Consider the following 24,072-nt stretch of genomic DNA (forward strand, 5'->3'; position numbering starts at 1 on the left):
GTGCCGCTCAGGCCCGGAGCAGTCCGTCGATCTCCTCGGGGGTCCACGGCGGGGTGTCGTGGAAGTCGCGGTACGCCAGGATCTGCGCCTCCGGCGTGGGGAATCTCCCGATGAACCCGCCCGACCCGGCGAACACCCCGCCGGTGACCCCGGCCGCCAGATCGGAGACGAGATAGGTGTAGAGCGGCGCCACGTACTCCGGCCCGGCCGGGTCCAGCGCGCCGGCCACGCTGAGCTCGTCGAGCATCCCCCTGCGACCCAGCTCGCGGATCTGGTCCTCGTAGACCTCCCCGGTCGACAGCCTCGTCCGGGCGCCCGGACACACCACGTTCGCCCGCACCCCGTGCTCGGCGAGCTCGGCCGCGATCGCCATGGTCAGCGAGGTGACCGCGCCCTTGCCGGCCGGGTAGCCCGTACCTCCGTAGTCGCCCTTCCAGGCGAACGACGACGTCGTCACGATCGCGCCCGAGCCGGCGGCGACGAAGTGCGGTGCGAACACACGACAGGCCGCGAAGACCGTCCCGAGGTGGGCGTCCATGAGTGCCCCGAACTCCGCGTGACCCACGGTGAGGATCGAGGACCCCGCGGGTTCGGGCACCCCTGCGCACGTGATCAGGCCGGACACCGTGGACCCACCGCTGATCGCCTCGGCCAGCAGCGACTCCGCCACCGCGGGCTCGTGTGCCGACCCGGCGACCCCGGTGATCCGGCCGTCGGACCGTGCGGCGAGCTCGGCGACCCGGCGCCGCAGCGCCGCCTCGTCGCGCCCGTTGAGCACCACGTCGGCGCCGCGGGCGGCCAGGTCGTCCGCGACCGCCGCACCGATCCCGCGGGAGGACCCGGTGACCGCGAAGGACCGGCCGTCGAGCCGGAGCCCGGTCACGCGGTGCCGGCGGCGTCCGTACGCCGGTCGAGGTCGGGGGCACGCTCGGCCACCAGACGGCGCGCCCAGCCGTAGTCGGTCTTGCTGCTGGGGTGGCGTTCGACGGTGTCGACCACCCAGTACGCCACGGGGATCTTGAACCCGGCCAGGTGCTCGCGAAGGGCGTGCCCGACGGCGTCGAGGTCCCGCGGGTGGCCGCCGGCGTCCGGGGAGCCATCCCGTGAGGGGTCCGGCGCGGCGTCCGCCCACTGCACCACGGCGCCGACCCGGTGCCCGAACCGCTCGTCCGGGACCCCGAACGCCACGGCGTCCTCGATCCCGGGCACCGCCTTGAGCGCGGCCTCGACCTCCTCGGCGAAGATCTTCTCGCCACCGGAGTTGATCACCTGACTGGCCCGGCCGAGCATGATGATCGTGTCGGGGCCGTCATACCGCCCGCGGTCGCCGGTGAACACCCGGCGGCTGCCGGCGATCTCCCGGAAGGTCTCTGCGGTCTTGGCCTCGTCCTTGTAGTAGCCGGCGGGCTGGTACCCGCTCTTGACGATCCACCCGATCTCCTGCGAGTCGTCGGGCAGCGGGTCGTCGAAGTCGTCGACGAGCTGCAGGGTGGTCCCCCTGGGGATCCGCGGACCGTGGTCGGCGAAGAGCGACCCGTCGTCGAGGTCGGCCTTGGTGACCACGCCCAGGCCGCCGAAGCCGCCCTCGGACGAGCCGAACGCGTCCATGATCATCAGGTCGGGACGGAGCCCGAGCAGGTCCGCCTTGACCGAGGGCGAGAAGAGGGCGGCCCCGGAGGAGACCATGAACATGCTCGAGGTGTCGGTGTCGGTCCGGCGCATCTGGTCCACGAGCGGCCGGACCATCGCGTCACCGGCCACCACCGCGACCTGGATCTTCTCGGTCTCGATCTCCTCCAGGACGTCCGCGGCCCGGAAGTGCGGGAGGTAGTGCATGGTGCCGCCGGCGAACAGGCCGGTGAAGCTGGGCATGATGCCCGAGGTGTGGATGAGCGGGAGCAGGATGAGGTAGCGCAGGGGGTCACCGCCCAGACCCGCCCTGGACTGGTGGAACTCGTCGGGCACCGGTTCACCCGTGTGGTAGTCCGCGCCACCTCCGAGGCTGCGCCACAGGTCCTCCTGACGCCACATCACACCCTTCGGCTTGCCCGTCGTGCCACCGGTGAACACCAGGTAGAGATCGTCACCGCTCCGCTCCACCCCGGGGCGCTCGTCCGACGCCGCCTCCAGGATCTCGCGGGCGGGGAGGACACCGTCCGGAAGGATGTCGACTCCCGACCCGTCCTCGACCGCGATGGTGTGCCGGACGGCGTCGAGCCCTCGCACGGCCTCGGTCACCGCGGCGCCGAACTCGCGGTGGAACACCAGCACGCTGGTGTCGGAGTAGTCGTAGAGGTAGCGCAGTTCCGGGCCCGAGTAGCGGTAGTTGATGCTGATGGTCACCGCCCGAAGTTTGAGGACCCCGAGGATCAGCGCCAGACAGTCCACCCCGTTGCGCAGGTGCACACCGACGTGGTCGCCGGCTCCGACGCCCAGGGAGGAGAGCGCCGAGGCCCACCGGTTGGCCTCGGCCTCCAGGTCGGCGTAGGTGAGACGACGTTCGCCCTCCACCACCGCCAGACGGTCGGCGCCGTAGGCGTCCACGGCGTGTTCGAAGAGGTCGGCCAGGTTGTGTGCCATGTGGTGTCCTCCGTGACGGGGTCGGGTGTGCTGTCTCGGGCGAGCGTCCGGTCTCAGACCGGGGTGATGGGCAGTGGCGTGCGGGCGGGTCCGAAGTCGAACGCCGCCCCGGTGCTGATCCGCGTGACGGCGACCTCGTCGGACTCCTTCGCGGGTACGTCTCCGAACCGGAGGACGGCCGCTACCCGGGAACCGTCCGAGGGCACGCGCTCCACGGTCCAGTGCGGGTCGACCGCCTGTGCCGCCGCGGCGAGGGGGCGCAGTCCGTCCCGGGCGAGCAAGGGCATCCAGGTGTCGTCGGCGAACGCGTCCGCCGCGGTGTCCCAGGTGACGGTGACGCTCGCGCCGTCGCCGGAGACCGACGACGCGTACCCCGTGTAGGCGGTCGGACCGGCCAGCGGGTGGAGATCGAGCACGGCGGCCAACCCGTGCGCGTCCCCCTCCACGCCGAGGACGTCGCGGATCCGTCCCGCGGCGACCCCCGCGATCCCCGTCGCCTGGTACGCGAGCAGCCGGTCCGCGGTCTCGGCGTCCGACCGGCGACGCACCGACTGATGGAAACCCACCGCCAACAGATGCATCTGCAGGTAGACCTCGCGGGTCATGCGGACGAGGGCGGCCGAGGTGAACTCGGGGAAGCTCAGGTCCGTCAGCAGCGGACCGGCGTAGTCGTCCCGCGGGCCCTCACCGGTGGTGTCCTGCGGTTCCGGCGGCTCGAAGGCGAAGTCGATCAACCGGCTGCTCGCGGACTCGACCGCCGGCTCGGGCCACGCCGCCGGCTCCGCATCCGGGTCGATCCGCACGGTCCAGTGACAGTGCGGCGTCCGGCCCTCGGGGCTGCGCGGCGGACGGTGGATCGGTTCCACCACGGCCCGGGGGTTGGTGGCCAGCGCGGTGGCCGGGAAGGTGGGGTCCTCGATGTCGTGGCACATCGTGGTGACGAGCCGGTCCCCCATCGGTTCGACGTCCATCAGCGCACCGCAGTGATCGAGCCAGAACTCGCCGTGGTCGTGGTCGGTGACCCCGTACCGGAAGTCCATGAACTCCGGCGGAGCCCCCACATCCAGCTGGAAGCCCTTGAAGATCTCCGCGACGCCGTCGCCAGTGATCGACAGCGCCTCCTTCATGCGCCGGGTGTAGTGCGGGCTCGCGGCCTGCCACTCCTCGATCGCCACGTCCCGCATGCCGTCCACACCGAACTCGCCGAGCAGGGCCGGCATCCCCGCCCGGTCGATGAGTTGGCCGATCAGCAGCAGATCGGGAAGCAACCGAGCGAGCCTCGCGTGGTCGAGCGATTCCAGGGGGTCGCGGCCGACGACCGGGTCGCGCGTGGTCACCGGACTCAGACCTCGTCCGGGGCGGACACCGGCCACAAGGGGGCCGGACTGTCCTCGATGCGGTACCACCCGGCCGGCTTGTCCCCGCCCGCCTCGAAGCGGGCCTTCATCGAGTCGGTGAGTGCGTCGGCCTCGTACATGCGCATGAACAGATCCACCACGTTGCCGAAGTCGAAGAAGTCACGCTGCCACTTCCACTGCTGGTCGCCGTTGTAGAGGAACCACGACCCTCCGAGACCGTGGACCTCGTACGGCGTCCCGGTCTTCGGGTCGACGGTGTCGCGGGCGATCTGCTTCCACAGACACAGGACGTCACCGGTCTCGGGGTCGATGATGGTCCGGATGTAGGGGTACTCCCAGCCGTCGAGCCCGGCCATCTCCTGCCCCAGCGCGATGTCCCGGATCTCGTCCCGGCCGACGGCCATGAAATCGTCCTTGGTGCCGTAGTTCCAGCCGTAGGTGGCGTCCTCGGCGTAGAAGTCGGCGAGCGGGGTCCAGTCCTTGTTGCGCTCGCACTCGGCGTTGGCCTCGATCCAGCGCTGCACGAACTCGGCGATCTCGGCGCGGTCGTATCGGGTCACGTCACTCACTCCTGGTGGGTCTGGTTCTCGACGAGGCGGAGTGCCTGCGTCGGGCAGTACTTGACGGCGGCCTTGACGGCCTCGAGCTGGTCGTCGGGGACCCCGCCCCGCTTGGCACGCACCTTCGCCTCGGAGCCCTTGCCGACCGTGAACCAGTCGGGGGCCTCCGCCTGACACTCGGCGTGCCCCTGGCACAGGTCGAAGTCCACCTCCACCCGCACCGGCTGCCGCCCGCTCACCGGGGCTGCCTCCTCCGGTAGCGGACGGTGCACGGCTGGGCCAGCTGGACGACCATCTTGGAGTGGTCGTTGTGGTAGCTCTCCGGCGGCTGCGCGAGCTCGAACTCGAACTCCCGCAGCAGAATCGAGAAGATGGCCTTGATCTGCAGCTGGGCGAACGCCGCGCCCACGCAGCGGTGCCGTCCGGCGCCGAAGGGGATCCAGGTCCACCGGTTGACGATGTCCTCCTGGCGCGGCTCGGCATAGCGTTCCGGGTCGAAGGAGTCGGCGTCCGGGAAGTCCTCGGGCAGCCGGTTGGAGACCGCGGGGGACGCCGCGACGGTCTGCCCGGCGCGGACGACGTGGTCACCGATCTGCACGTCCTCCTGCGCCACCCGCATGAGGATGATGAGCGGCGGGTGCAGACGCAGCGTCTCTTTGAGGGCGTTCTCGACCTTCGGCATCTGGCGCAACGCCCCGAAGCTGTATTCGGCCCCGTCGGAGTAGACCTCATCGAGTTCGGCGACCACCTGCGCGAGGTACTCGGGGTGCTTGAGCAACTCGATGAGCATCCACGCGCTGGTCCCGGAGGTGGTGTGGTGTCCGGCGAACATCATGGAGATGAAGATTCCGGTGACCTCGTCCGGGCTGAACTTGTCCGTGCCGTCCTCGTCCTTGACGGAGATCAGCACGTCGAGCAGATCGCGGTCCTCCTTGCTCGCAGGCGGGTTGGCGATCCGGTCGTCCATGATCCCGGAGACCAGCTCGACCAGCCCCGCACGGGCCGCGTCGCGCGTGCGGAAGGCCGGGATGTCTGCGTAGGCGTCGATGTAGGCGTGCGGGTCGGTGCCCTGCTCCAGGTCGTGGTAGAGGTGCGCGAAGCGCGAGTCGAGCTGCTCGCGGAACTTCGGCCCGATCAGGCACGCCGAGGACGTGTAGATGGTGAGCTCGGAGAACCACTCGAGCAGGTCGATCTCCCCCTCTTCGCCCCACTCGGCCACCATGCGCTGGACCTCGCGGGGGATGGTCACGGCGTGCTGACGCATGTGGTCACCGCGCAGCGCCGTGTTGTGCAGCATCTCCGAGCGGCGCTCCGGGCTGGCGTCAAAGACGACGCCCTCACCGAAGACCGGCGTCATGAACGGGTAGGCGGCGGCCTGGTCGAGTGCCTCGTCCGGGGCGCGGAAGAAGGCCTCGTTGGCGGCTGCACCAGAGGCCAGGCAGATGTCCCGGTCGACGATCTTGAAGACACCGAGGTCGCCGCACTCCTGCCGGACCCGCCAGAACAGGCTGATGGGATCGGTGCGGAGCTCGTCCATGTGGCCGAGCTCGCCCTCGCCGCCGGAGACCCGCTGGGGCTCCTTGAGGGTCCACAGGTCGGTCGGGTTGTCGGTGGAGCTGTCTGTACTGGTCACGAGTAGTCCTCCTCGATGGGGGCCTCCGGCTGGATCTCCAGCTCGGTGATCTGGGCGCCGCGGGGCATCGACACCATGGCGGCGACCCCCCGGGCGAGGTCGGCCGGTTTGCACATGCGCGGGTGACGACCGAAACCGTGCCTGACCCAGTCGTTGATGACCGACTCCGCGGTCTCCGGGTCGAACTCGGTGCCCATCTCGGTCATCACCGGACCCGGACGGACCACGCCGAGGCGGATCCCGGTCCCCTCGAGTTCCTTGCGGGCCTGGTGGGCCATGGTCTCCAGGCCGGCCTTGGCCGCGACGTACGCGCCGGAGCGGGGCCGGGCGGTGTAGGCGACGTCGGAGCCGATCAGGACCACGTCGCCCCGACGACGATCGACCATCCCGGGGACCACCGCGTGGAGCAGCCGCTGCACGGCGAGCAGGTGGATGTCGATCTGTGAGGCGAAGTCGTCCGGGTCCATCTCCCAGACGCGGGCCATCTTCAGGGTGCCCGCGCTGGAGACCAGGACCTCGGGGGGTCCGTAGGCCTCCCCGGCGGCGGCCACGAACTGCGCGACCGAGTCCGCGCTGGTCACGTCCACCGGTCGAGCTGTGGCCTGTCCCCCGGCCTCCCGGATCCGGGCCACGAGGTCGTAGAGGCGGTCGGCGCGGCGGGCCCCCACGACCACCGGGTGCCCGAGTGTGGCCAGCGCCTCCGCGGAGGCGCGACCGATACCGGAGGAGGCGCCCGTGACGAGTGCGGGACGGTCGGCCGCGTCCCGCTGCGGTGGGAATCTCAGGCTCATCAGCGTCTGACCTCGACGCGCATGGGCAGGCGGGCGAAGCCACGAACGTTGGAGGAGTGCACGCGCTCGGCGCCGGGCAGGATCTCGTACCCCGTGACGGACCGCGAGATCTGGTCGAGCGCGATCCGCCCCTCGAGTCGCGCGAGGTGCGCGCCGAGGCAGAAGTGCGGCCCCTGGCCGAAGCTCAGGCTCGCGGAGGTGTCCCGGCCCAGGAGAAAGGCGCCGGAGTCCTCGAACACCTCCTCGTCGCGGTTGGCCGCGCCGATGAGCAGGAGCACCTTCTGGTCGGCGGGGATGGTGACGTCGCGGACCGTGACCTCCTGCGTGGTGGTGCGTAGGACCAACTGACTGGAGGTGTCGTAGCGCAGGGTCTCCTCGACCCAGTCGGGCACGCGCTCCGGGTCGGCGATGACCAGCTGCGACTGGTCGGGGTACTCGTGTCCCCAGAACATCGCGTTGGCGAGCAGCTTGGTGGTGGTCTCGTTGCCGGCCACCACCATGAGGAAGATGAAGGACAGGATCTCGTCCTCGTCCAGCTTCTCCCCGTCGATCTCGGCGTCGATGAGCGCGGAGGTGAGATCCTCGGTCCGCTGCTTCCGCCGTTCGGCGACCATGCCCTGGTAGTAGGTGATGAGGTCGAGGGCGGCGACCATCGAGTCCTCGGGCACGTCCTCACCTCCTTCCTCGCGGTGCATGACGAGGTCGGCGAGTCGGCGGAGCTCGTCGCGATCCGACTCCGGCACCCCCATGAGGTCGGAGATGACGTCCATCGGCAGCTTGCCCGCGTAATCCTGGACGAAGTCGAACTCGCCGCCGTCACGAGACCTGTCGAGGCACTCGTCCCAGTACTGCCGTGAGATCCGTTCGATCCCCTCGGACAGCGCGTCGACCCGCCGGGAGGTGAAACCCTTGCTCACGAGCTTGCGCAGCCGGGCGTGCCGCGGGTCGTCCATCGCCAGGAAGGACATCGTCTTGTAGGCGTGCGGTCCGTACGCCGCCGGGTCAAGGGAGACCCCCATCGCGTTGGAGAACACGTCGGGCGCACGGAAGGCCTCACGGACGTCGGAGTGCTTGCTCAGCGCCCAGAAGTCGAGATCCGGGTTGTGGTAGACGGGGGCCTCGGCCCGCAACCGGGCGTAGAACGGGTACGGGTCCTCGTGGACGGCGTAGTCGTACGGGCTGAACACGAGCGGGGCCGGGGTCGCGGTGGTCATGTCTCGGGTCACCTCAGGATGAGTCGGGCGGCGGACTCGATGGCGTCCGCCATGTCGGAGTAGGAGCCGTAGCCCATGCCCGCGCGGACGAGCGCGCCCGCGTAGACCATCTCCAGGGCGTCGATCACCTCGTCGTCGGCCTCGTCCCCCAGCGCGGCGGTCAGACGGCGACGGATGTCGGCACCGATCCGGATCCTCAGGTGCGACACCTCCGGGTCGTCGCCCAACAGGGCGGCGGTGACCGCCGAGGAGAGCTCGGGCTCGTCCGCGACCAGCATCGCGACGTCCCGCAGGACCGCCACCACCCTGTCCACCGTGGTGCCGCTCCCGGCGCCCTCGGTGACGTGGTCACGCAGGCGTCTCCAGAACACCTCGGCGATGAGGTGGCCTTTGGACGAGAAGTAGGTGTACGCGGTGGCCGGGGCGACGCCGGCCCTCGAGGCCACGGCCCGGACCGCGAGCCCGCCCGGACCCTTCTCGCGCAACACCTCCACCGCGGCGCTGGTGAGGCGGTCGACGGTCTCTGCCTGCTGGCCGTTGAGGCGCCTTCGCGTGGATTCGAATCGAACGTCACTGGACATGTGTCTGGACAGTACACCACTCGCCGGACTATCGTCTAGACAGTTGTCCACCCGCACCCGACGGAAGGCCCCCCGTGACGACGAGCACCACCTATGACGCCCCGCTCCTCATCGGCGGCGAGCTGCGCCCGGCCTCCGGGGGCGGCACGTTCGACGTCCTCAACCCCGCCACGGAGGAACTGATCGGACGCGCCGCCGACGCCCGCCCCGAGGACATGGACGCCGCCATCGAGGCCGCCCGGACCGCGTTCGACACCACCACGTGGTCCACCGATCATGCCTTCCGCGCGTCGTGTCTGCGGCAACTCCGGGATGCCCTGCAGTCCCACACCGAGGAGCTGCGCGCACTCACCATCTCCGAGGTGGGTGCCCCGCACATGTTCACCACCGGTCCGCAGCTGGAGGGTCCCGTGGCCGACCTGGGCTGGCTCGCCGACCTCGTCGACGCCTATCAGTGGGTCGAAGAGCTGGGCGAGTCCGAGGTGATGGGGGTGCGCTCCCACCGCTCGGCGCGCCGGGAGGCGATCGGCGTGGTCGGCGCCATCACCCCGTGGAACTTCCCCAACCAGATCAACCTGGCCAAGATCGGGCCCGCGCTGGCCGCGGGGTGCACCGTGGTGCTCAAGCCCGCACCCGACACCCCGCTCATCGCGGCGGCCGTGGCCCGGATCGCCGCCGAGGAGACCGACATCCCCGCGGGCGTGCTCAACGTGGTCTCGTCCTCGGACCACGGGGTGGGCGCCCAGCTGACCACCGACCCGCGCGTGGACCTCGTCTCGTTCACCGGATCCACCGCCACCGGTAAGAAGATCATGGTGGCCGCGGCGGAGACGCTCAAGAAGGTCTTCCTCGAGCTGGGCGGCAAGTCCGCCGCGGTGGTGCTCGACGACGCCGACCTGGGCGCCGCGTGCTTCATGACAGCCCTCAACGCCTGTACCCACGCCGGCCAGGGATGCGCCCTCACCACGCGACTGGTGGTGCCCCGCGAGAAGTATGACGAGGCCGTCGAGGCGGCCAAGGGCGCCATGGCGGCCTTCGCGCCGGGCGACCCCACCGACCCCGGAACCCTGTGCGGTCCGCTGATCTCCGAATTGCAGCGCGAGCGGGTCGAGGGGTACATCGCACTGGCCTTGGAGGAGGGCGGCACCATCGAGATCGGCGGCGGGCGCCCCTCCGGCGAGGACAAGGCCAGGGGCTTCTGGGTGGAGCCCACCCTGATCTCCGGACTCGACAACACCGCGCGGGTGGCCCGGGAGGAGATCTTCGGGCCCGTCCTCGTCGTCATCCCCCACGACGGCGACGACGACGCGGTCCGGATCGCCAACGACTCCCCCTACGGCCTCTCCGGCGCCGTCTGGGGCACCGATCCCGACCGCGTCGAGAAGGTCGTGGCGGGCATCCGCACCGGAACGCTCGGGGTGAACGGCGGCGTCTGGTACGGCGCCGACGTGCCCTTCGGCGGCTACAAGCAGTCCGGCATCGGCCGCGAGATGGGCCGCCAGGGCTTCGAGGAGTACCTCGAGACCAAGTCCGTGGCCACCCCGGCCTGACCCATCACCCACATCACGCCTTATCCAGGAAGCAGAGAGACAGACATGGGACGTTTTGACGGCAAGTCCGTGATCGTGACCGGCGCGGCCGGCGGAATCGGCGAGGAGTACGCCAAGGCTCTCGCCGCCGAGGGCGCGAAGGTCGTGGTGGCCGACGTCTCGGACCCCGAGGGCGAACGCGTGGCGGCGGAGATCGTCGCCGCCGGCGGCGAGGCCTTCTTTCAGCACACCGACGTCTCGGACCCGGCTTCGGCCGGTGCGTGCGCCGAGGCGGCCGTGGAGAAGTACGGCCGGCTGGACATGCTGGTCAACAACGCCGCGATCTTCGGCGGCATGAAGCTCGACTTCCTCATCACCGTGCCCTGGGAGTACTACGAGAAGTTCATGTCGGTGAACCTGAACGGCCAACTGCTGATGGTGCGCGCCTGCTGGGAGAAGATGGCCGCCGCCGGTGGCGGTGCGATCGTCAACCAGTCCTCCACCGCGGCGTGGCTCTACTCGGGCTTCTACGGCCTGGCCAAGGTTGGCGTCAACGGCCTCACACAACAGCTGGCCACCGAGCTGGGCGGGTCCAACATCCGCATCAACGCGATCGCACCCGGCCCGATCGACACCGAGGCCAACCGCACCACCACCCCGCAGTCCATCGTCAAGGACATGGTCGACAAGCTCCCCCTCAAGCGCATGGGCCAGCCCCGGGACCTCGTGGGCATGCTGCTGTTCCTTCTCTCGGACGAGGCGTCGTGGATCACCGGCCAGATCTTCAACGTCGACGGCGGACAGGTCATCAGATCGTGAGCGGGCATCCGGCCGGCAGCGCGGGACAGGACGCGGGAGCCCCACCCATCGGCCCGGGGTCTCCGGAGCACTCCCCCGCGCCCGTCGGGTTCATCGGGCTGGGGAACATGGGAGCGCCCATCGCCCGACGGCTGCTGTCGTGGCCCGGCGGACTGGTGGTCTGCGACGTCCGTCCCGAGGCCGCCGAACCGTTCGTCTCCGAGGGCGCCACCGCCGCCACGACGCCGGCCGAGGTGGCCCGGACCGCACGACTAATCTCGGTGACGGTTCTCGACGACGCCCAGGTCCGGGACGTCGTCGAGGGTCCCGACGGAATCCTGCGCACCGCGGCGCCGGGGACGGTGGTCGCGGTCCACTCCACCATCTCCGACTCCACGGCCGTAGAGCTCGCGGAGGTGTGCGCCACCCACGGGGTGCATCTGGTGGACGCGCCGGTCTCGGGGGGCGCACCGGGCGCCGAGAAGGGCGAACTCGCGGTGATGGTGGGCGGACCCCGCGAGGTCTACGAGGCCTGCAAGCCCCCGTTCGCCCTGTGGGCCGCCATGCCGGTCCACGCCGGTGAGGTGGGCGCGGGCACCCGGATGAAGCTCGCCCGCAACCTGCTGCACTTCATCTCCTTCACCGCCGCCGCCGAGGCCTCCCGGCTGGCGGAGGCGGCGGGCATCGACATCGCCAAGCTCGGTCGCGTGGTCCGGCACACCGACGCCATCACCGGTGGTGCCGGGGCGGTCATGCTGCGCGAGACCACCGCGCCGATCGCCACCGACGACTTCTGGCACGGCGTGTTCACCCACGTCCGAGGCCTGGGCGAGAAGGACCTCTCGCTGGCCCTGTCCCTGGGCGAGCGGTTGCAGGTGGACCTGCCGCTCGGGTCGATCGCGCTGCGCGACCTGGGTGCCGGGTTCGGGGTCGGGCCGGGCGAGATCGCCCGCCGCGCCACGGCCGCGGGCGACGGGCACGACGACGACAGCAACGACAACGGCGACATCAACAACGGCGACGACGACGACGAGGGAGCACGATGAGCGACACGGCAGGGTCCGGCATGTCCCCGGAGCGCGAACGCGGGTTGGCCATGATGACCGAGGTCTACGGCTTCGAGATGTCCGACGGCCCCGGCGATTACTTCGCCGAGACCGCGGACCACCTGTTCGGGCGCGTGTGGTCCCGTCCGGGCCTGAGCCACCGCGACCGCCGCCTGCTCTTGCTGGGCGCGCTGACCGCACAGGGGAACACGGACATCGCCGACATCCAGGTGGGTGCCGCACTGGGCAACGGCGAGCTCACGCCCGAGGAACTGGAGGAGATCGTGCTGTTCCTCTGCTACTACGTGGGTTGGCCGGGCGGCACCAAGCTGGGCAACGTGGTGGGCCCGCACGTCGCACGCGCCCGTGAGGCCGCACGGCGGGCTGGGGCCGAGACCGGGAGCGAGGGCTGAGGGCGGGGGTCGGGAGCGGAGTGACGGGCGATAGGTTTGTGCCATGACCGCTCCCGAGATCGACCAGGCGCTGCTCGACGTGGCGCTCTCCGCCCCCGGCTTCATGCCGCTGGACGAGGGCCGCACCCTCTACGAGATCGCCTGTGAGTACCTGGGCGACGGCGTGGGGGTCGAGATCGGCACCTACTGCGGCCGGTCCACCGTCTTCCTCGGCGCGGCCGCGCGGGTGACCGGGGGCAGCATCGTCACCGTCGACCACCACCGTGGGTCCGAGGAGCACCAGCCCGGGTGGGAGTACCACGACACGACACTGGTCGACCCGCACACCGGCCGCCTGGAGACCCTCGTGGCGTTCCGGCACACGATGTGGGACGCGAAGCTCGATGACGTGGTGACGGCCGCGGTGGGCACCTCGCGCCAGGTCGCCCGGGTCTGGGGCAGGCCGGCCTCGTTCGTGTTCATCGACGGCGGCCACTCCTCCGAGGCGGCGCAGGCCGACTACGAGGGGTGGGCCCCGTGGGTCGCGGTCGGCGGCGCGCTGTTGATCCACGACGTGTTCCCGAACCCCGAGGACGGTGGGCGCCCGCCGTACGAGATCTACTGCCGCGCCCTGGAGTCCGGCCAGTTCACCGAGGTCCGCGCGGTGGACTCGCTGCGCGTCCTGCGCCGCGACTCCGGCGAGGTCGGCGCCCCCATGCCGTAGGACCCGTCAGACCGCCCACCGGCCGCCGGCGCTCCACGCATCGCCGGAGCCCGGGCGGCCGCGGCGCGTGTGGAGGAACCTCCCGACCACGGCCGCGCCGAGGTCGTCGACCTCCGGGGCCACGACGGTGCCGCCGACCCGGCGGGCAAGCGCGTCGAGGAACCGCCCGAGCCCGGGGTCGTCGCCGAGCCGGAAGAACGTGGTCTGGGCGCCGAGTCTCGCCACGCGGTCCAGTTCGTCGACGGTCGTGCGGATGGTCTCCGGCGCGGGCGGGTACCCGAACCACGGGTCCCCGCTCCCCAACAGGTGTGCCGTGGGTTCACCGTCGGTGACGATGAGCAGGACCGGCTGCATCGACGGATGCTTCCGGAAGAAACGGCCGGCCAGCAGCAGGGCGTGGTGCAGGTTGGTCCCCATCTCGTACTCGGCGTCGAGGGACAGCAGTTCCTCCACCGTGCGGGTCTGGGCGAAGCGGCCGAACGAGATGAGCTGCAGCGTGTCCTGCCGGAACCGCGTGCTCACCAGGTGGTGCAGCGCCAGTGCGGTGCGCTTCATCGGAACCCAACGACCCTCCATGGCCATGGAGAACGACGTGTCGACCAACAGTGCGACGGCGGCCTGGGTACGCGACTCCGTCTCCCGGACCTCGATGTCGTCCGGGAGCAAGCGGATCCCGTCGCCCGGGTCCCCGCCCTCGGCCGCGACGCGGGAGATGGCGTTGGTGACGGTCCGCGGCACGTCCCACGACTCGACGTCACCGAACTGCCATCCGCGGCTCGCCCCCGTCTGGTCTCCCGCCGCCCCCGACATGCGTGTCTCGCGGGCGCCGGTGCGGCCCGAGAGTCGGCGGGCGGCGTCGCGCAGGAGGGATCCGCCGAGCTTGCGCAGCGCGGCCGGGGACAGCCTCAGGTCGCCGTCGGGGCGCCTGCTCAGGTACCCCGACTCGCGCATGGACTGCTCGAGCCGTGCAAGGGTGCGCAGGGAGACGGCGGCCTCGCCGCCGAGGTGACGGGCCACGGCCTCGAGGTCCAGTTCGGACAGGGGCGAGCCCTCACTGCCCCGCGCCAGCTGCTCGGCGAGACGGTCCAGGTCACCGAGTTCGGCCATGGCCGCCGCGCCCTCGGAGAAGCCCAGACCCTCCTCGCCGTCGAAGTCCGCGGCGCCATCCCAGTCCTCGCCGGGCCGGAGCGCCTGCAGGAGTCCGTCGAGGCGCCCGAGCTGCTCCATGAGTTCCGGCGAACCGAACGCCTGCTGCGAGAGCGCCATCAGCTCCTCCCGCTGCTCCGCTGTCATCGACCGCATCATGCGTTGTGCGGCCGCCGCGCGCCTGGCCAGGACGTCGATGAGCTCGTCGATGTCGGCGGGCTGCTCCGGGAAGGAGTCGGAGTGCTTGTCCATGAAACGCTCGAAGTCCTCGGGGGTGTCCTGCCCGCGGGCGTGCTTGTCGAGCAGTTCAGTGAGGTCGGCGAGCATCTCCGACACCGCCGCGCGGTCGTCATCGGTCGCGTTCTCGAGAGCCTGTTTCATTCCGGCGAACCGCGACTCGAGTGCCTCCGCCCCGAGGAGGTCCTGGATCCGACGGTAGGCCTCGCGGGCATCGGTGGAGGCCCAGTCGTAGTCGGCCAGCTCGCCGACCGCCGCGGCCGGGGAGTCCGGGAGGTTCTCGATCGTCATCTCGCGCAGGGTGCGATCCATCGGGTCCATCTGCGTGTCCCGGGCGAGCTGCCCGCGTTCGGCCAACAGGGCCTTGTCGAGGAGCTCGGACACCTCCTCCAGGGTCCCGCCCAGGTGACCGCGCTCGAGCAGTTCACGGCGCCGACGCTGCACCCTGCCGGCCAGATCGTCGAGACCGGTCTGATCTCGTCCGCCCCGGCGCAGGAACTCGCGCATCGACTGCTCGGGCGAGTACCCGGACATCACCCCGTCGGACACCGCGTCGAGCGCCTCGGACAGGTCGAGAGGGGGTGCGAGGGGGTCGGGGCCGCCGACGTATCGGCCGTATCGCGCGCGGGGTTCTTCTCGCGACATCGCGTACCTCCTGCTCCGGCGGCTTCCCGGCCACCACCGACGACCTCATCGACCGGGTCGGCGGGTACGGCCACCGCGGTGTGTCAGCCGTAGACGGCGGCGCCGTCCCCGGTCTCCTTGGACAGTCGCCGCGAGAGGTACAGCCCCTCCAGCGCGAACTCGATCGCCCCGGCCCGTTGCCCCACCGTCGTGGCGCCCACGCGTTCGGCGATCTGGTCGTACAGGCCCGGCTCGGAGAGCTCGGGCAGGGCGTCGAGGAACTCCGCAGCGGTGACGCTGGCGCCGGTCGTCAGGGTCACCGAGCCGTCGAACGCCTCCACGAGCGGGGCGAGGTCGAGCCCGCGGAACATCTCGCGCACCACGTCGACGGTGGCACTGCGCAGGAGATAGCGGAGGATCTCCGGCTCGCGTCCCTCCTCCCCCGGCTCGAACTCGATCTTCCCGCGCAGGACGTCCACGGCGGCGTCGACGTCGACCAGCCTCGCCACCGCCTCGCCCGGGTCGTCGGTCCTGCGGACCGCGGCGCGCCGCCTGGCCGCCGCGGCGACGGTCTCGGCGCCCGCTATCGCGAAGCGCGCGGACACGCCGGAGGCCTGGTTGACCGAGTCCGATGTCCGCAGTTCGCGGGTGAACCGGGCGAGCAGTTCCATCAGGGCGTCCGGGACCTCCGCCGTGAGGTCCGCCTCCTGCCGCACGACCTCGATCTCGTCGGCCAGGTCCAACGGGTAGTGCGTGCGGATCTCGGCGCCGAAACGGTCCTTGAGGGGGGTGATGATCCGGCCGCGGTTGGTGTAGTCCTCCGGGTTGGCCGAGGCCACCACCAACACGTCGAGGGGCAACCGGAGCACGTAACCCCGGATCTGGACGTCCCGCTCCTCCATGACGTTGAGCAAAGCCACCTGGATGCGCTCCGCCAGGTCGGGGAGTTCGTTGAGCGCCACGATGCCGCGGTTGGCGCGGGGCACCAGGCCGTAGTGGATGGTCTCCGGGTCGCCGAGGCGCCGTCCCTCCGCCACCCGCATCGGGTCGACGTCGCCGATCATGTCCGCCACGGAGGTGTCCGGGGTGGAGAGCTTCTCGACGTACCGCTCGGTCCGGTGCCGCCAGCCGATGGGCAGGGAGTCCCCCTCCCGGGTGATCCGGTCCCTCGTCTCCGTGGTGATAGGCGCGAGCGGGTCCTCACCGAGCTCGGATCCCGCGACGACGGGCGACCACTCGTCGAGCAGACCCACCAGGGTGCGCAGCAGGCGGGTCTTTCCCTGTCCCCGCTCACCCAGAAGGACGATGTCGTGGCCCGCGATGATCGCCCGCTCCAGTTGCGGGATGACCGTGGAGTCGAATCCGTGCATCCCCGGCCAAGGATCGCGGCCCGCGGCCAGGCCCGCGAGGAGGTTCTCGCGCATCTCCTCCCGCAGGCTGCGGCTGGTGTACCCCGCGGCGCGCAGTTCGCCGAGGGTCTGGACGTCCGGCTTCTCGCTCACAGCGCCCACGGTAGTCCCGATGCGGCTCCCGTGCTGCCGGCGCGGACCCGGCACCCCGCCCGGGCCCCGGGATCAGTCCTCGATGCGGACCCGGTGGTCGCTGGCGATCGAGACCCGGTTGAAGGCGTTGATCAACACGATCGACCATTCGAGCGCGGAGAGCTGGTCCTCTTCGAAGTGCTCGGCGGCGGCGGTGGTGGCCGCCCGGCGCTCATCGACGCTGTCCAGGCGCGTGAGCGTCTCCGCCAGGCGGAGAGCGGCCCGTTCGGTATCGCCGAACTCGTCGATGTCCCGCCACGCCGGAAGCAGGTCCAGGCGCTCGTGCGAGACCCCTGCCTTCCGCGCGGCCGGCACGTGTGTGGCCAGGCAGGCCGCGCACCCGTTGAGCTGGGAGACACGGATGTTGACCAGCTCGAGCAGCGCCTCACCCAGGCCCGCCTCGGTGGACGCCTCCCGGGAGGCGACCGCGGTGCGGACGAGTTGTTTGTAGACCTCACGCTGGGCGCGGTCCAGTTGCGGGACACCCATGTCAGGTGTTCCCATCGCGCAGCCAGGCGAGGTCGTCGGGCGTCGGCAGCCGATAGGCGCCCGCGAACTCCTCGCCCGATTTGTCCAGAAAGCCCTTGACCATGGGGCACACCGGTACGATCGTCACGCCCTCCGCGCGGGTGGCCTCGACAGCTCCGCGCACCAGCGCGCTGCCGAAGCCGCGCCCGCCGAACCGCTCGTCGACCTCCGTGTGGTGGAAGACCCGCACCCCGTCGCGATCCCGGAAGTCGGCGCGACCGGCCACCTCGCCCGCGGAGTCGCGGATCTCGAACGCCTCCCTGTCAGGAACCCGTCGCACGGTGACGGTGGTGCCGGTCTTGTCGGTGTACTCGGCCATCTGCTCTTCCCCTCAGTCGGTCTGTTCCCGGCCGATCGGCCCGTGCCGGTCGGTCTGTGCCAGAAGGTCCGTGTCAGTCGGTCCGTGCCCTCGCGGCCGGGTTGGCCCGCGGAGTGAGCACGCTGCCGGGCAGGGTGGGCGCCGGGAGGCGGATCAGTCCGTCGGGGTTCCTCCCGATGTATCCGTCGACCCGGCCGAAGCGGTCCGACCCGTCCTCCCACTCCTGTCGGTAGCGCACTATCTCGTCGTGACTACGGCCGATGAAGTTCCACCACATCACGATCTCCTCACCGAACGGGGTACCGCCGATGAGGATCATCCGCGCCGGAGTGGATCCGGTGTTGACGATGGTCAGGGTGGTCTCGCCGACACCGGTGTAACCCAGCTGGGCGGGTTCGACGGTCACGCCCTCGAGCGTGATGTCGCCGGCATCCACCAGCAGCCCGTGCTCGAACTCCGGGTCCACGTCGAGGGTGAGCCGGGCGCCGGGGTCCAGGCGGAGTTCCGCGCCGAGCAGGGGGGTGAACGTGGTGACCGACGACGACGAACCCAGCAGCGACCCGATGAAGACCAGGGCGGATCCGCCCTCGTACTCCACCGCCTCGGGAACATGGTGCTCGAACCCTCGGCCGGTGTTCTCGCGGTCCCTCTCGGGGAGCGCCGTCCACAGTTGTACCCCGTGCAGCACACCCGTGTCCTGGGTCGACACCTCGGTGTGGCAGATGCCCGCCCCGGAGGTCATGAGGTTGACCTCGCCGGGGCGGACCACCGCGTGGTTGTCACCGGAGTCGTGGTGGGTCACGTTGCCCTCGAAGAGCCAGCTGACGGTCTGGAGCCCGGTGTGCGGATGCGAGGGCACGTCCATCCCGCCGGTGGCCGAGACGTCGTCGGGCCCGTAGTGGTCGACGAAGCACCAGGCTCCGATCAGGGAGCGCTGCCGCTGCGGGAGTGTCCGCCTGACCGTCATCGCCCGCGGCCCGCCGAGCGGGACGTCACGGGAGGTGATGATCTCCACCGCGGCGCCCCCGGGTTCGGGTCCACCGGGCGATCCGCCCGCCTCGCATTCGATCTCCTCCGGACGGGCGTCGAGGTTGCTCACGGCCGCACCTCCGCGTCGGCGGCGCTGAGGGTGTCGTCCGCCTCGCGCCGCAGTTCGAGCCTCTTGGCGTTGATCCTGCCGCCCAGTGCCAGAGTGAGCGCCCTGTCCACCACCGGGACGGGGAGGTGGTCCAGGAGCCTGCGGCCGAGGTCCCACTTCACGGCGTAGCGGTGGCGGGGCCGGGCGGTGGTGCCGGCGGTCCAGACGGCCTCCGCCAGGACCCGGGGATCGGTGGCCTTGTCGTCCTCCCCCGCCGCCATCTCCCCCATCACGGCGGCCATGGCGGCGAAGGGCGAGCCCGGGAGCGTCGACTCCTGGAAGCGGCGTCGGATGGAGGCGGTCATCCCCGTGCGGAACGGGCCCGGTTGGATGAGCACCACGTCGAGGCCGAGGAACATGAGTTCGCGCCGGAGGGAGTCCCCGTAGGCCTCGATCGCGTGCTTGCTCATGGCGTAGGCGCCGTTCATGGGCATCCCGTGCTGGGGGCCCGTCTCCGAGCTGATGAGGACCACGCGTCCGCCACTCGCGCGGAGCAGGTCGAACATCGCGTGCACGGTGCGGACGGTGCCCATGACGTTCACGTCGAGCACCTGCTGGACCCGCTCCGGGTCGGTCTCGGCGAGCGGCCCGATCCCCAGTACACCTGCGAAGGTGATCACCGCGTCCAGGCGGCCGTGGTCCGCGCGGACCCGACCGGCCAGCGCCTCGAGCGACAGCGGGTCGGTCACGTCGACCGCCACGGGTGTGATCCCCGCACCGCCCGGGGGTGCGTCGAGGTCGGCGGCGACCACGTGCCACCCGCGGCCGGAGTAGAGGGCGGCCGTGGCGGCACCGAGGCCGCCCCCGGCTCCGGTGATGACGACGACGGGGGTGCCGGAGGCCGAGGCGGAGGTCATACCGCCGACGGTACCGGCGCGGCGGGGCCGCCGGCAGGGGCTTCGGTGCCGGACGCGCGGGAACCGATGTAAGCGCGGGAGCCGGTGCGAGCGCGGGGACCGGTGTGGGCGCCGGGAACCGGTGTATCGGACCCTGGCCGGTCAGGTACCGACTGATAGCCCGAGTTTGCCGGCCAGCCGGTCGATGTAGGCCAGCACCTCCTCCTCGGACTTGTCCGGGGTGCCGTAGACGAGCTCGTGCACCCCCAGCTCGCGGTACATCTCGATCTTCTCGGGGATCGGTTTGCCGTCGAGCACCACGATGTACGGCTCCCCCTCCCGGCCGGCCTCCGCCCACAGCTCCCGCAACTGCCGGACGCTACCCGCGATGTCCTGGGAGATCGGGGTGGTCATCCAGCCGTCGGCGCTGCGGCAGATCCACTTGAAGTTCTTCTCGTTCCCCGCGGCGCCGACGAGGGTGCGGGGTCCGCCCTGCTGGACCGTCTTGGGCCAGGCCCAGCTGGGACCGAAGTCCACGAACCGCCCGTGGTACTCGGCCTCGTCCCGGCTCCACAGTTCGCGCATGGCCTCGAGGTACTCGCGCAGCATGGTGCGGCGCAGCTTGGGCGGGACGTTGTGGTCCGCCATCTCGTCGAGGTTCCAGCCGTACCCCACCCCGAGCACCGTGCGGCCGCCGGAGAGGTGGTCGACCGAGGCGATGGTCTTGGCCAGGGTGATCGGGTCGCTCTCGACCGGGATCGCGACGGCCGTGCCGAGGCGGATCGTCGAGGTGACCGAGGACACCGCGGCGAGCGCCACCCAGGGGTCGAGCGTCCGGCTGTAGCGCTCGTCGGGAAGCTCGGCCCCACCGGTCCCCGGGTGCGCGGCCTCGCGCCGGACCGGGATGTGGGTGTGCTCGGGGACGTAGAACGCCGAGAACCCGGCGTTCTCCGCGGCCACGGCGGCCGAGGTCGGCCGGATCCCCCGATCGCTGGTGAACAGGGTGAGTCCGAATTCCATGGGCGCTCCTCGTGCGGTCGGGGCCACCGGCCGACACCTGACCAGACAGGTGTCCAGCGGCAGTTCCCGACAGACTAGCGCACGGCGGCCGGGATGGGCGGGCACTCCTCGCCCGCGGCACAGTCCGCGGGATCGCCCGCTGCGGGGTGCAACCGCTGCATGGTGTGGTCCGAGACGTAGCGGAAGATCTCGTTGCCCGGCGTGGTCCGCGACAGGGCGTCTGCCGCGAGCAACATGACCGCCCCGGTCCACGTGCTCAGCTCCACCGGCCAGCGCTTGCCGTCGGCGAAGACCAGTCCGGTCCAGTAGGAGCCGTCGGTGTCCCGCAGGTGCTGCATGTTGGTGAACTGTTGGAGCGCCTGCTCGTGCCGCCCGGCCGCCTCGAGCGCGAGCACGAGTTCGCACGTCTCGGCACCCGTGACCCACGGGCGGTGGTCCACACACCGGATCCCCAGTCCGTCGACGACGAACCGGTCCCAGAGGGAGTCCAGCCTGTCCTGGGCCTGATCCCCCACCATCACCCCACCGAGGACCGGGTAGTACCAGTCCATGGAGAACTCAGTCTTGGGCGTGAACAACTCGGGGTGCGCCCGCAGGGCGTGCCCGAGGGAGTCGGCGGCGGCATCCCAGTCCGGGGCCGTCCCCCCGAGCTCCTCGGCGATCGCCACGCCACACCGCAGGGCGTGGTGGATGCTCGAGGAGCCGGTGATGAGGGCCTCCTCGCAGAAGCCCTCCTCTCCGGCACCCCACCACATCTGACCGTCCGGGCCCTGGAAGGTCAGCACCAGGTCGAGCGCCCTGCGCACGGTCGGCCACATGGACTCCAGGAACCCCGGCCGGGCGGTGACGAGATGGTGGTGCCACACCCCGACCGCGATGTAGGCGCAGAAGTTGGAGTCGATGTCCGCGTCCACGATCACGCCGTCCTGCCACCGCACCGGCCAGGAGCCGTCGCCGCGCTGGGTGTCGCGCAGGAACCCGTACGCCTTCTCGGCGGCCTCCCACTGGCCGGCCACCGACAGGCCCATGGCCGACTCCACGTGATCCCACGGGTCGGTGTGCCCGCCCGTGAACCACGGGATCTCACCGTTCGGACGTTGCACGGAGGCGATCCACTCGCCGGTGGCCCGCACCGCGTCGGCGTCGAGGACCCCCGGGACGCTGGGGACGGGACGGGACCGGTCTACTCCGGAGTTCGTGGTGAGCACGGACGATCAGGCCTCCGCGGGCTTGCGTAGGTAGAACACGATGGACTTGCCCATCACCGGGTTGAGCAGCTTCTCGGCGGTCCGGGTGACCCAGGGGCCCTTCATCAGGTCCCACACCAGGAGCTTGTGATAGGCCTTGGGCAGCGGATGGTCGTCGTTCTCCGTACCCACGGCGCACTTGAGCCACCAGTAGGGGGCGTGCAGCGCGTGCGCGAACCCGGTGCCGGTGACCTCCAGGCCGGCGGCGCGGAGCTTGAAGCCCAGCTCCTCTGCGGTGTAGATGCGGCAGTGGCCGCCCGGGTTGGAGTGGTAGGCGTCCGAGAGCTTCCAGCACAGTTTCTCCGGCCACTCACGCGGCACGGTCACCGCGGCGACCCCGCCCGGCTTGAGGATCCGTACCAGCTCGGCGATCGCCTTGGTGTCCTCCGGGACGTGCTCGAGCACCTCCGAGATGAGCACCAGATCGAATGTGCCGTCCTCGTAGGGCATGTCGAGCGCGTCTCCGGTCACCGCCTCGCCCTTGGACTCCGGCAGCCCCTCGCCCTCGGCCTCCATCGCGGCGAGCATCTCGGTCACCTGCCGCATCTCGTCGGCGTTCTGGTCGAAGGCGGTGACGTCGGCCCCGCGGCGGTAGAGCTCGAAGGTGTGCCGGCCGAGGCCGGCTCCCACGTCGATGGCTCGCATGCCGGGAGTGACCCCGAGACGGGCGAAATCGGCGGTCAGCATGCGGCGTCCTCCTGCTCACGGATGTCGTACTCCCCGGAACCCGGGAGCACCTCGGGCACGTCGTCGGTGACGTGCTCGTCTATCTCTGTCTGATCCGGCCCGATGACCGGACCGACGGTCAGATCCGGGAGCGTCTCGCCCCGGACCCTGGCGATCGCCGTCTCGTAGACCTCGACGGTCCTCCTGGCCACGGCCGCCCAGCTGTAGCGCTCCATCACCCGCTCCCGCCCACCCTGCGACAGGCGTCGACGCTCGAGCGGATCGGACAGCAGCGCGCTGATCTGGCGGGCGAGCTCGTCGACGTCACCGGGTTCGACCAGTCGCGCGGCCGAGTCATCGGTTCCCACGACCTCCGGCAGCGCACCCGCGCGGCTGGCCACCACCGCGCACCCGCTGGACATGGCCTCGACCGCGGGGAGCGAGAAGCCCTCGTACATGCTCGGTACGACCGAGATCTCGGCGGTGCCCACGAGCTCGGCCAACTCGTCGTCGTCGACCCCGGACACCAGGTCCACCGCGTCGCGCAGTCCGAGGGAGTCCAACAGTCTGGAGGCCTCCCCCTTGCGCTTGAGCTTGGAGATCAGCGTGAGCCGCACCCCGGGGTGCTCCTCGCGGACCTTCGCCAGCGCCCGCAACAGGATGGGGACGCCCTTGAGCGGCTGGTCGGCGCTGGCCACGCAGACCAGGCGTCCGGGCTCGCGGTCGCGGCGGTCGTGGAAGCGGTCGGTGTCCACACCGAGCGGGATCGTCACGATCCGGTCCGGGTCCACCCCGAAGTCGGAGGCGATGTCCTCGGCCGAGTTGCTGGAGACCGTGATGATCTCCTCGAGCTTCCGGGACACCCGGATCTGCATGCCCAGGAACCCGAACCAGCGCCAGGTCGTGAGCTTCTTGCGCAGCGGGGCCTCTTTCATGGCGAGGTCCCGGTCCCGGGTGATCGGGTGGTGCACCGTGGCGACCACCGGGAAACCGGCCTCCTCGAGCGTCAGCAGGCCGCTGCCGAGGCACTGGTTGTCGTGCACCACGTCGAAGTCGGCCAACCGCGGCGTGAGCGCGCGCGCCGCGCGCAGGCTGAAGGTTCGCGGTTCCGGGAAGCCGGCGGTCCACATGGTGGCCACCTCGAGGAGGTCGATCCTGTCTCGGATCTCACGCGAGTGCGGCGTGCGGAACGGGTCGGCGTCGTTGTACAGGTCCAGGCTCGGCACCCTGGTGAGCGTGGGCCCCGGGTCGAGCTCCGGGTAGGGCTGACCGGAGAACACCTCGACGGTGTGGCCCAGTGCGGCCAGCTCGCGGCTCAGGTGCCGGACGTAGACGCCCTGCCCGCCGCCGTGTGGCTTGCTCCTGTACGAGAGCAGTGCGATCCGCACTTCTCGATCGCCCCCTTCCGGTCATCCGGCCCCGGACCGCCCGCGAGGACCGCGGCGGCTCAAGGCACATCGAGCAAGTCTAGAACACGTTCGCGGCCAGCGACGACACGGCCGGGCCGACGCACCGGACCCCCGGGCGCTCGGGGCGCCCGGGGGTCCGGTGTTCGTTCGGGTCG

General features: G+C 70.8%; 24 protein-coding genes. 5 read left to right on the forward strand and 19 right to left on the reverse strand.

Annotated features, from left to right (window positions below; genetic code table 11):
* Positions 1-7 precede the first annotated feature (7 nt).
* The 9 genes from ABIE38_RS14770 to ABIE38_RS14810 form a co-directional block, all read right to left on the reverse strand.
* Positions 8-883: an SDR family NAD(P)-dependent oxidoreductase gene (locus tag ABIE38_RS14770; RefSeq protein ID WP_354057540.1), complete on the reverse strand. Its 876-nt coding sequence runs from the start codon at positions 881-883 to the stop codon at positions 8-10.
* Positions 880-2,580: an AMP-binding protein gene (locus ABIE38_RS14775; protein WP_354057541.1), complete on the reverse strand. Its 1,701-nt coding sequence runs from the start codon at positions 2,578-2,580 to the stop codon at positions 880-882. Before ABIE38_RS14775 ends, ABIE38_RS14770 begins: the two co-directional genes overlap by 4 nt.
* 53 nt (positions 2,581-2,633) lie before the next feature.
* The gene (locus ABIE38_RS14780; RefSeq protein ID WP_354057543.1) at positions 2,634-3,917 is read right to left on the reverse strand and encodes a hypothetical protein; all 1,284 of its coding nucleotides are present in this window, start codon (positions 3,915-3,917) and stop codon (positions 2,634-2,636) included.
* 5 nt (positions 3,918-3,922) lie between these two features.
* On the reverse strand, positions 3,923-4,498 hold the full coding sequence (locus tag ABIE38_RS14785; protein ID WP_354057545.1) for a Cif family virulence factor: 576 nt from the start codon (positions 4,496-4,498) through the stop codon (positions 3,923-3,925).
* Between the two features lie 5 nt (positions 4,499-4,503).
* Entirely contained in the window at positions 4,504-4,737 is a 234-nt protein-coding gene (locus ABIE38_RS14790) for a ferredoxin (protein ID WP_502914790.1), read from the reverse strand.
* Complete coding sequence (locus ABIE38_RS14795) at positions 4,734-6,035, reverse strand: cytochrome P450 (protein ID WP_354057804.1); 1,302 nt, start codon at positions 6,033-6,035, stop codon at positions 4,734-4,736. Before ABIE38_RS14795 ends, ABIE38_RS14790 begins: the two co-directional genes overlap by 4 nt.
* Before the next feature lie 92 nt (positions 6,036-6,127).
* Complete coding sequence (locus tag ABIE38_RS14800; protein WP_354057547.1) at positions 6,128-6,922, reverse strand: SDR family oxidoreductase; 795 nt, start codon at positions 6,920-6,922, stop codon at positions 6,128-6,130.
* Entirely contained in the window at positions 6,922-8,136 is a 1,215-nt protein-coding gene (locus ABIE38_RS14805) for a cytochrome P450 (protein ID WP_354057549.1), read from the reverse strand. The genes ABIE38_RS14800 and ABIE38_RS14805 overlap by 1 nt, the downstream gene beginning before the upstream one ends.
* An 8-nt stretch (positions 8,137-8,144) precedes the next feature.
* Entirely contained in the window at positions 8,145-8,717 is a 573-nt protein-coding gene (locus tag ABIE38_RS14810) for a TetR/AcrR family transcriptional regulator (RefSeq protein ID WP_179525951.1), read from the reverse strand.
* A 74-nt stretch (positions 8,718-8,791) separates the two neighbouring features.
* Between ABIE38_RS14810 and ABIE38_RS14815 the strand changes: the two genes are divergently transcribed.
* From ABIE38_RS14815 to ABIE38_RS14835, 5 genes are all read left to right on the forward strand, one after another.
* Complete coding sequence (locus ABIE38_RS14815) at positions 8,792-10,267, forward strand: aldehyde dehydrogenase (RefSeq protein ID WP_354057551.1); 1,476 nt, start codon at positions 8,792-8,794, stop codon at positions 10,265-10,267.
* 45 nt (positions 10,268-10,312) lie between these two features.
* Positions 10,313-11,065, forward strand: coding sequence for an SDR family oxidoreductase (locus ABIE38_RS14820; protein ID WP_354057553.1), 753 nt, complete (start codon positions 10,313-10,315; stop codon positions 11,063-11,065).
* Positions 11,066-11,172: 107 nt separating this feature from the next.
* The gene (locus tag ABIE38_RS14825; protein WP_502914795.1) at positions 11,173-12,090 is read left to right on the forward strand and encodes an NAD(P)-dependent oxidoreductase; all 918 of its coding nucleotides are present in this window, start codon (positions 11,173-11,175) and stop codon (positions 12,088-12,090) included.
* The gene (locus tag ABIE38_RS14830; RefSeq protein WP_354057555.1) at positions 12,087-12,503 is read left to right on the forward strand and encodes a carboxymuconolactone decarboxylase family protein; all 417 of its coding nucleotides are present in this window, start codon (positions 12,087-12,089) and stop codon (positions 12,501-12,503) included. Before ABIE38_RS14825 ends, ABIE38_RS14830 begins: the two co-directional genes overlap by 4 nt.
* A gap of 43 nt (positions 12,504-12,546) precedes the next feature.
* A complete protein-coding gene (locus tag ABIE38_RS14835; RefSeq protein ID WP_182643821.1) occupies positions 12,547-13,206 on the forward strand; it encodes a class I SAM-dependent methyltransferase in 660 nt (219 codons plus the stop codon).
* 6 nt (positions 13,207-13,212) lie between these two features.
* Here ABIE38_RS14835 and ABIE38_RS14840 read toward each other — a convergent pair whose 3' ends face one another.
* The 10 genes from ABIE38_RS14840 to ABIE38_RS14885 all read right to left on the reverse strand — a co-directional run bounded on the left by ABIE38_RS14840 (position 13,213) and on the right by ABIE38_RS14885 (position 23,896).
* Positions 13,213-15,234 carry a vWA domain-containing protein gene (locus tag ABIE38_RS14840; RefSeq protein ID WP_354057557.1) on the reverse strand — a complete coding sequence of 674 codons (2,022 nt, stop codon included), beginning with the start codon at positions 15,232-15,234 and terminating at the stop codon, positions 13,213-13,215.
* A gap of 83 nt (positions 15,235-15,317) precedes the next feature.
* Positions 15,318-16,715: a sigma 54-interacting transcriptional regulator gene (locus tag ABIE38_RS14845; RefSeq protein ID WP_354057558.1), complete on the reverse strand. Its 1,398-nt coding sequence runs from the start codon at positions 16,713-16,715 to the stop codon at positions 15,318-15,320.
* A gap of 72 nt (positions 16,716-16,787) precedes the next feature.
* Entirely contained in the window at positions 16,788-17,243 is a 456-nt protein-coding gene (locus ABIE38_RS14850; RefSeq protein ID WP_354057560.1) for a carboxymuconolactone decarboxylase family protein, read from the reverse strand.
* Position 17,244: 1 nt separating this feature from the next.
* Positions 17,245-17,601 carry a GNAT family N-acetyltransferase gene (locus ABIE38_RS14855; RefSeq protein WP_354057561.1) on the reverse strand — a complete coding sequence of 119 codons (357 nt, stop codon included), beginning with the start codon at positions 17,599-17,601 and terminating at the stop codon, positions 17,245-17,247.
* Positions 17,602-17,674: 73 nt separating this feature from the next.
* Positions 17,675-18,700: a pirin family protein gene (locus tag ABIE38_RS14860; RefSeq protein ID WP_502914791.1), complete on the reverse strand. Its 1,026-nt coding sequence runs from the start codon at positions 18,698-18,700 to the stop codon at positions 17,675-17,677.
* Entirely contained in the window at positions 18,697-19,596 is a 900-nt protein-coding gene (locus tag ABIE38_RS14865; protein ID WP_354057563.1) for an SDR family NAD(P)-dependent oxidoreductase, read from the reverse strand. The genes ABIE38_RS14860 and ABIE38_RS14865 overlap by 4 nt, the downstream gene beginning before the upstream one ends.
* Before the next feature lie 141 nt (positions 19,597-19,737).
* Positions 19,738-20,595 carry an LLM class F420-dependent oxidoreductase gene (locus tag ABIE38_RS14870; RefSeq protein WP_354057565.1) on the reverse strand — a complete coding sequence of 286 codons (858 nt, stop codon included), beginning with the start codon at positions 20,593-20,595 and terminating at the stop codon, positions 19,738-19,740.
* A gap of 74 nt (positions 20,596-20,669) precedes the next feature.
* Positions 20,670-21,803 carry a prenyltransferase/squalene oxidase repeat-containing protein gene (locus tag ABIE38_RS14875; RefSeq protein WP_354057567.1) on the reverse strand — a complete coding sequence of 378 codons (1,134 nt, stop codon included), beginning with the start codon at positions 21,801-21,803 and terminating at the stop codon, positions 20,670-20,672.
* Between the two features lie 6 nt (positions 21,804-21,809).
* The gene (locus tag ABIE38_RS14880; protein WP_354057568.1) at positions 21,810-22,529 is read right to left on the reverse strand and encodes a class I SAM-dependent methyltransferase; all 720 of its coding nucleotides are present in this window, start codon (positions 22,527-22,529) and stop codon (positions 21,810-21,812) included.
* Positions 22,523-23,896 carry a glycosyltransferase family 4 protein gene (locus ABIE38_RS14885; RefSeq protein ID WP_354057570.1) on the reverse strand — a complete coding sequence of 458 codons (1,374 nt, stop codon included), beginning with the start codon at positions 23,894-23,896 and terminating at the stop codon, positions 22,523-22,525. Before ABIE38_RS14885 ends, ABIE38_RS14880 begins: the two co-directional genes overlap by 7 nt.
* Positions 23,897-24,072: the final 176 nt, after the last annotated feature.

It is taken from the genome of Dietzia sp. 2505, assembly GCF_040546785.1.
In the GTDB taxonomy this organism is placed as follows: Bacteria; Actinomycetota; Actinomycetes; order Mycobacteriales; family Mycobacteriaceae; genus Dietzia.

What these genes read in the sequence shown, in the direction of transcription:
- ABIE38_RS14830 (WP_354057555.1), top strand. Translation starts at nt 12,087, where the DNA reads ATGAGCGACACGGCAGGGTCCGGCATGTCCCCGGAGCGCGAACGCGGG.
- ABIE38_RS14835 (WP_182643821.1), top strand. Translation starts at nt 12,547, where the DNA reads ATGACCGCTCCCGAGATCGACCAGGCGCTGCTCGACGTGGCGCTCTCC.
- ABIE38_RS14840 (WP_354057557.1), bottom strand. Translation starts at nt 15,234, where the DNA reads ATGTCGCGAGAAGAACCCCGCGCGCGATACGGCCGATACGTCGGCGGC.
- ABIE38_RS14775 (WP_354057541.1), bottom strand. Translation starts at nt 2,580, where the DNA reads ATGGCACACAACCTGGCCGACCTCTTCGAACACGCCGTGGACGCCTAC.
- ABIE38_RS14865 (WP_354057563.1), bottom strand. Translation starts at nt 19,596, where the DNA reads ATGACCTCCGCCTCGGCCTCCGGCACCCCCGTCGTCGTCATCACCGGA.
- ABIE38_RS14795 (WP_354057804.1), bottom strand. Translation starts at nt 6,035, where the DNA reads ATGGACGAGCTCCGCACCGATCCCATCAGCCTGTTCTGGCGGGTCCGG.
- ABIE38_RS14820 (WP_354057553.1), top strand. Translation starts at nt 10,313, where the DNA reads ATGGGACGTTTTGACGGCAAGTCCGTGATCGTGACCGGCGCGGCCGGC.
- ABIE38_RS14810 (WP_179525951.1), bottom strand. Translation starts at nt 8,717, where the DNA reads ATGTCCAGTGACGTTCGATTCGAATCCACGCGAAGGCGCCTCAACGGC.
- ABIE38_RS14870 (WP_354057565.1), bottom strand. Translation starts at nt 20,595, where the DNA reads ATGGAATTCGGACTCACCCTGTTCACCAGCGATCGGGGGATCCGGCCG.
- ABIE38_RS14850 (WP_354057560.1), bottom strand. Translation starts at nt 17,243, where the DNA reads ATGGGTGTCCCGCAACTGGACCGCGCCCAGCGTGAGGTCTACAAACAA.
- ABIE38_RS14855 (WP_354057561.1), bottom strand. Translation starts at nt 17,601, where the DNA reads ATGGCCGAGTACACCGACAAGACCGGCACCACCGTCACCGTGCGACGG.
- ABIE38_RS14800 (WP_354057547.1), bottom strand. Translation starts at nt 6,922, where the DNA reads ATGAGCCTGAGATTCCCACCGCAGCGGGACGCGGCCGACCGTCCCGCA.
- ABIE38_RS14805 (WP_354057549.1), bottom strand. Translation starts at nt 8,136, where the DNA reads ATGACCACCGCGACCCCGGCCCCGCTCGTGTTCAGCCCGTACGACTAC.
- ABIE38_RS14880 (WP_354057568.1), bottom strand. Translation starts at nt 22,529, where the DNA reads ATGCTGACCGCCGATTTCGCCCGTCTCGGGGTCACTCCCGGCATGCGA.
- ABIE38_RS14825 (WP_502914795.1), top strand. Translation starts at nt 11,173, where the DNA reads ATGGGAGCGCCCATCGCCCGACGGCTGCTGTCGTGGCCCGGCGGACTG.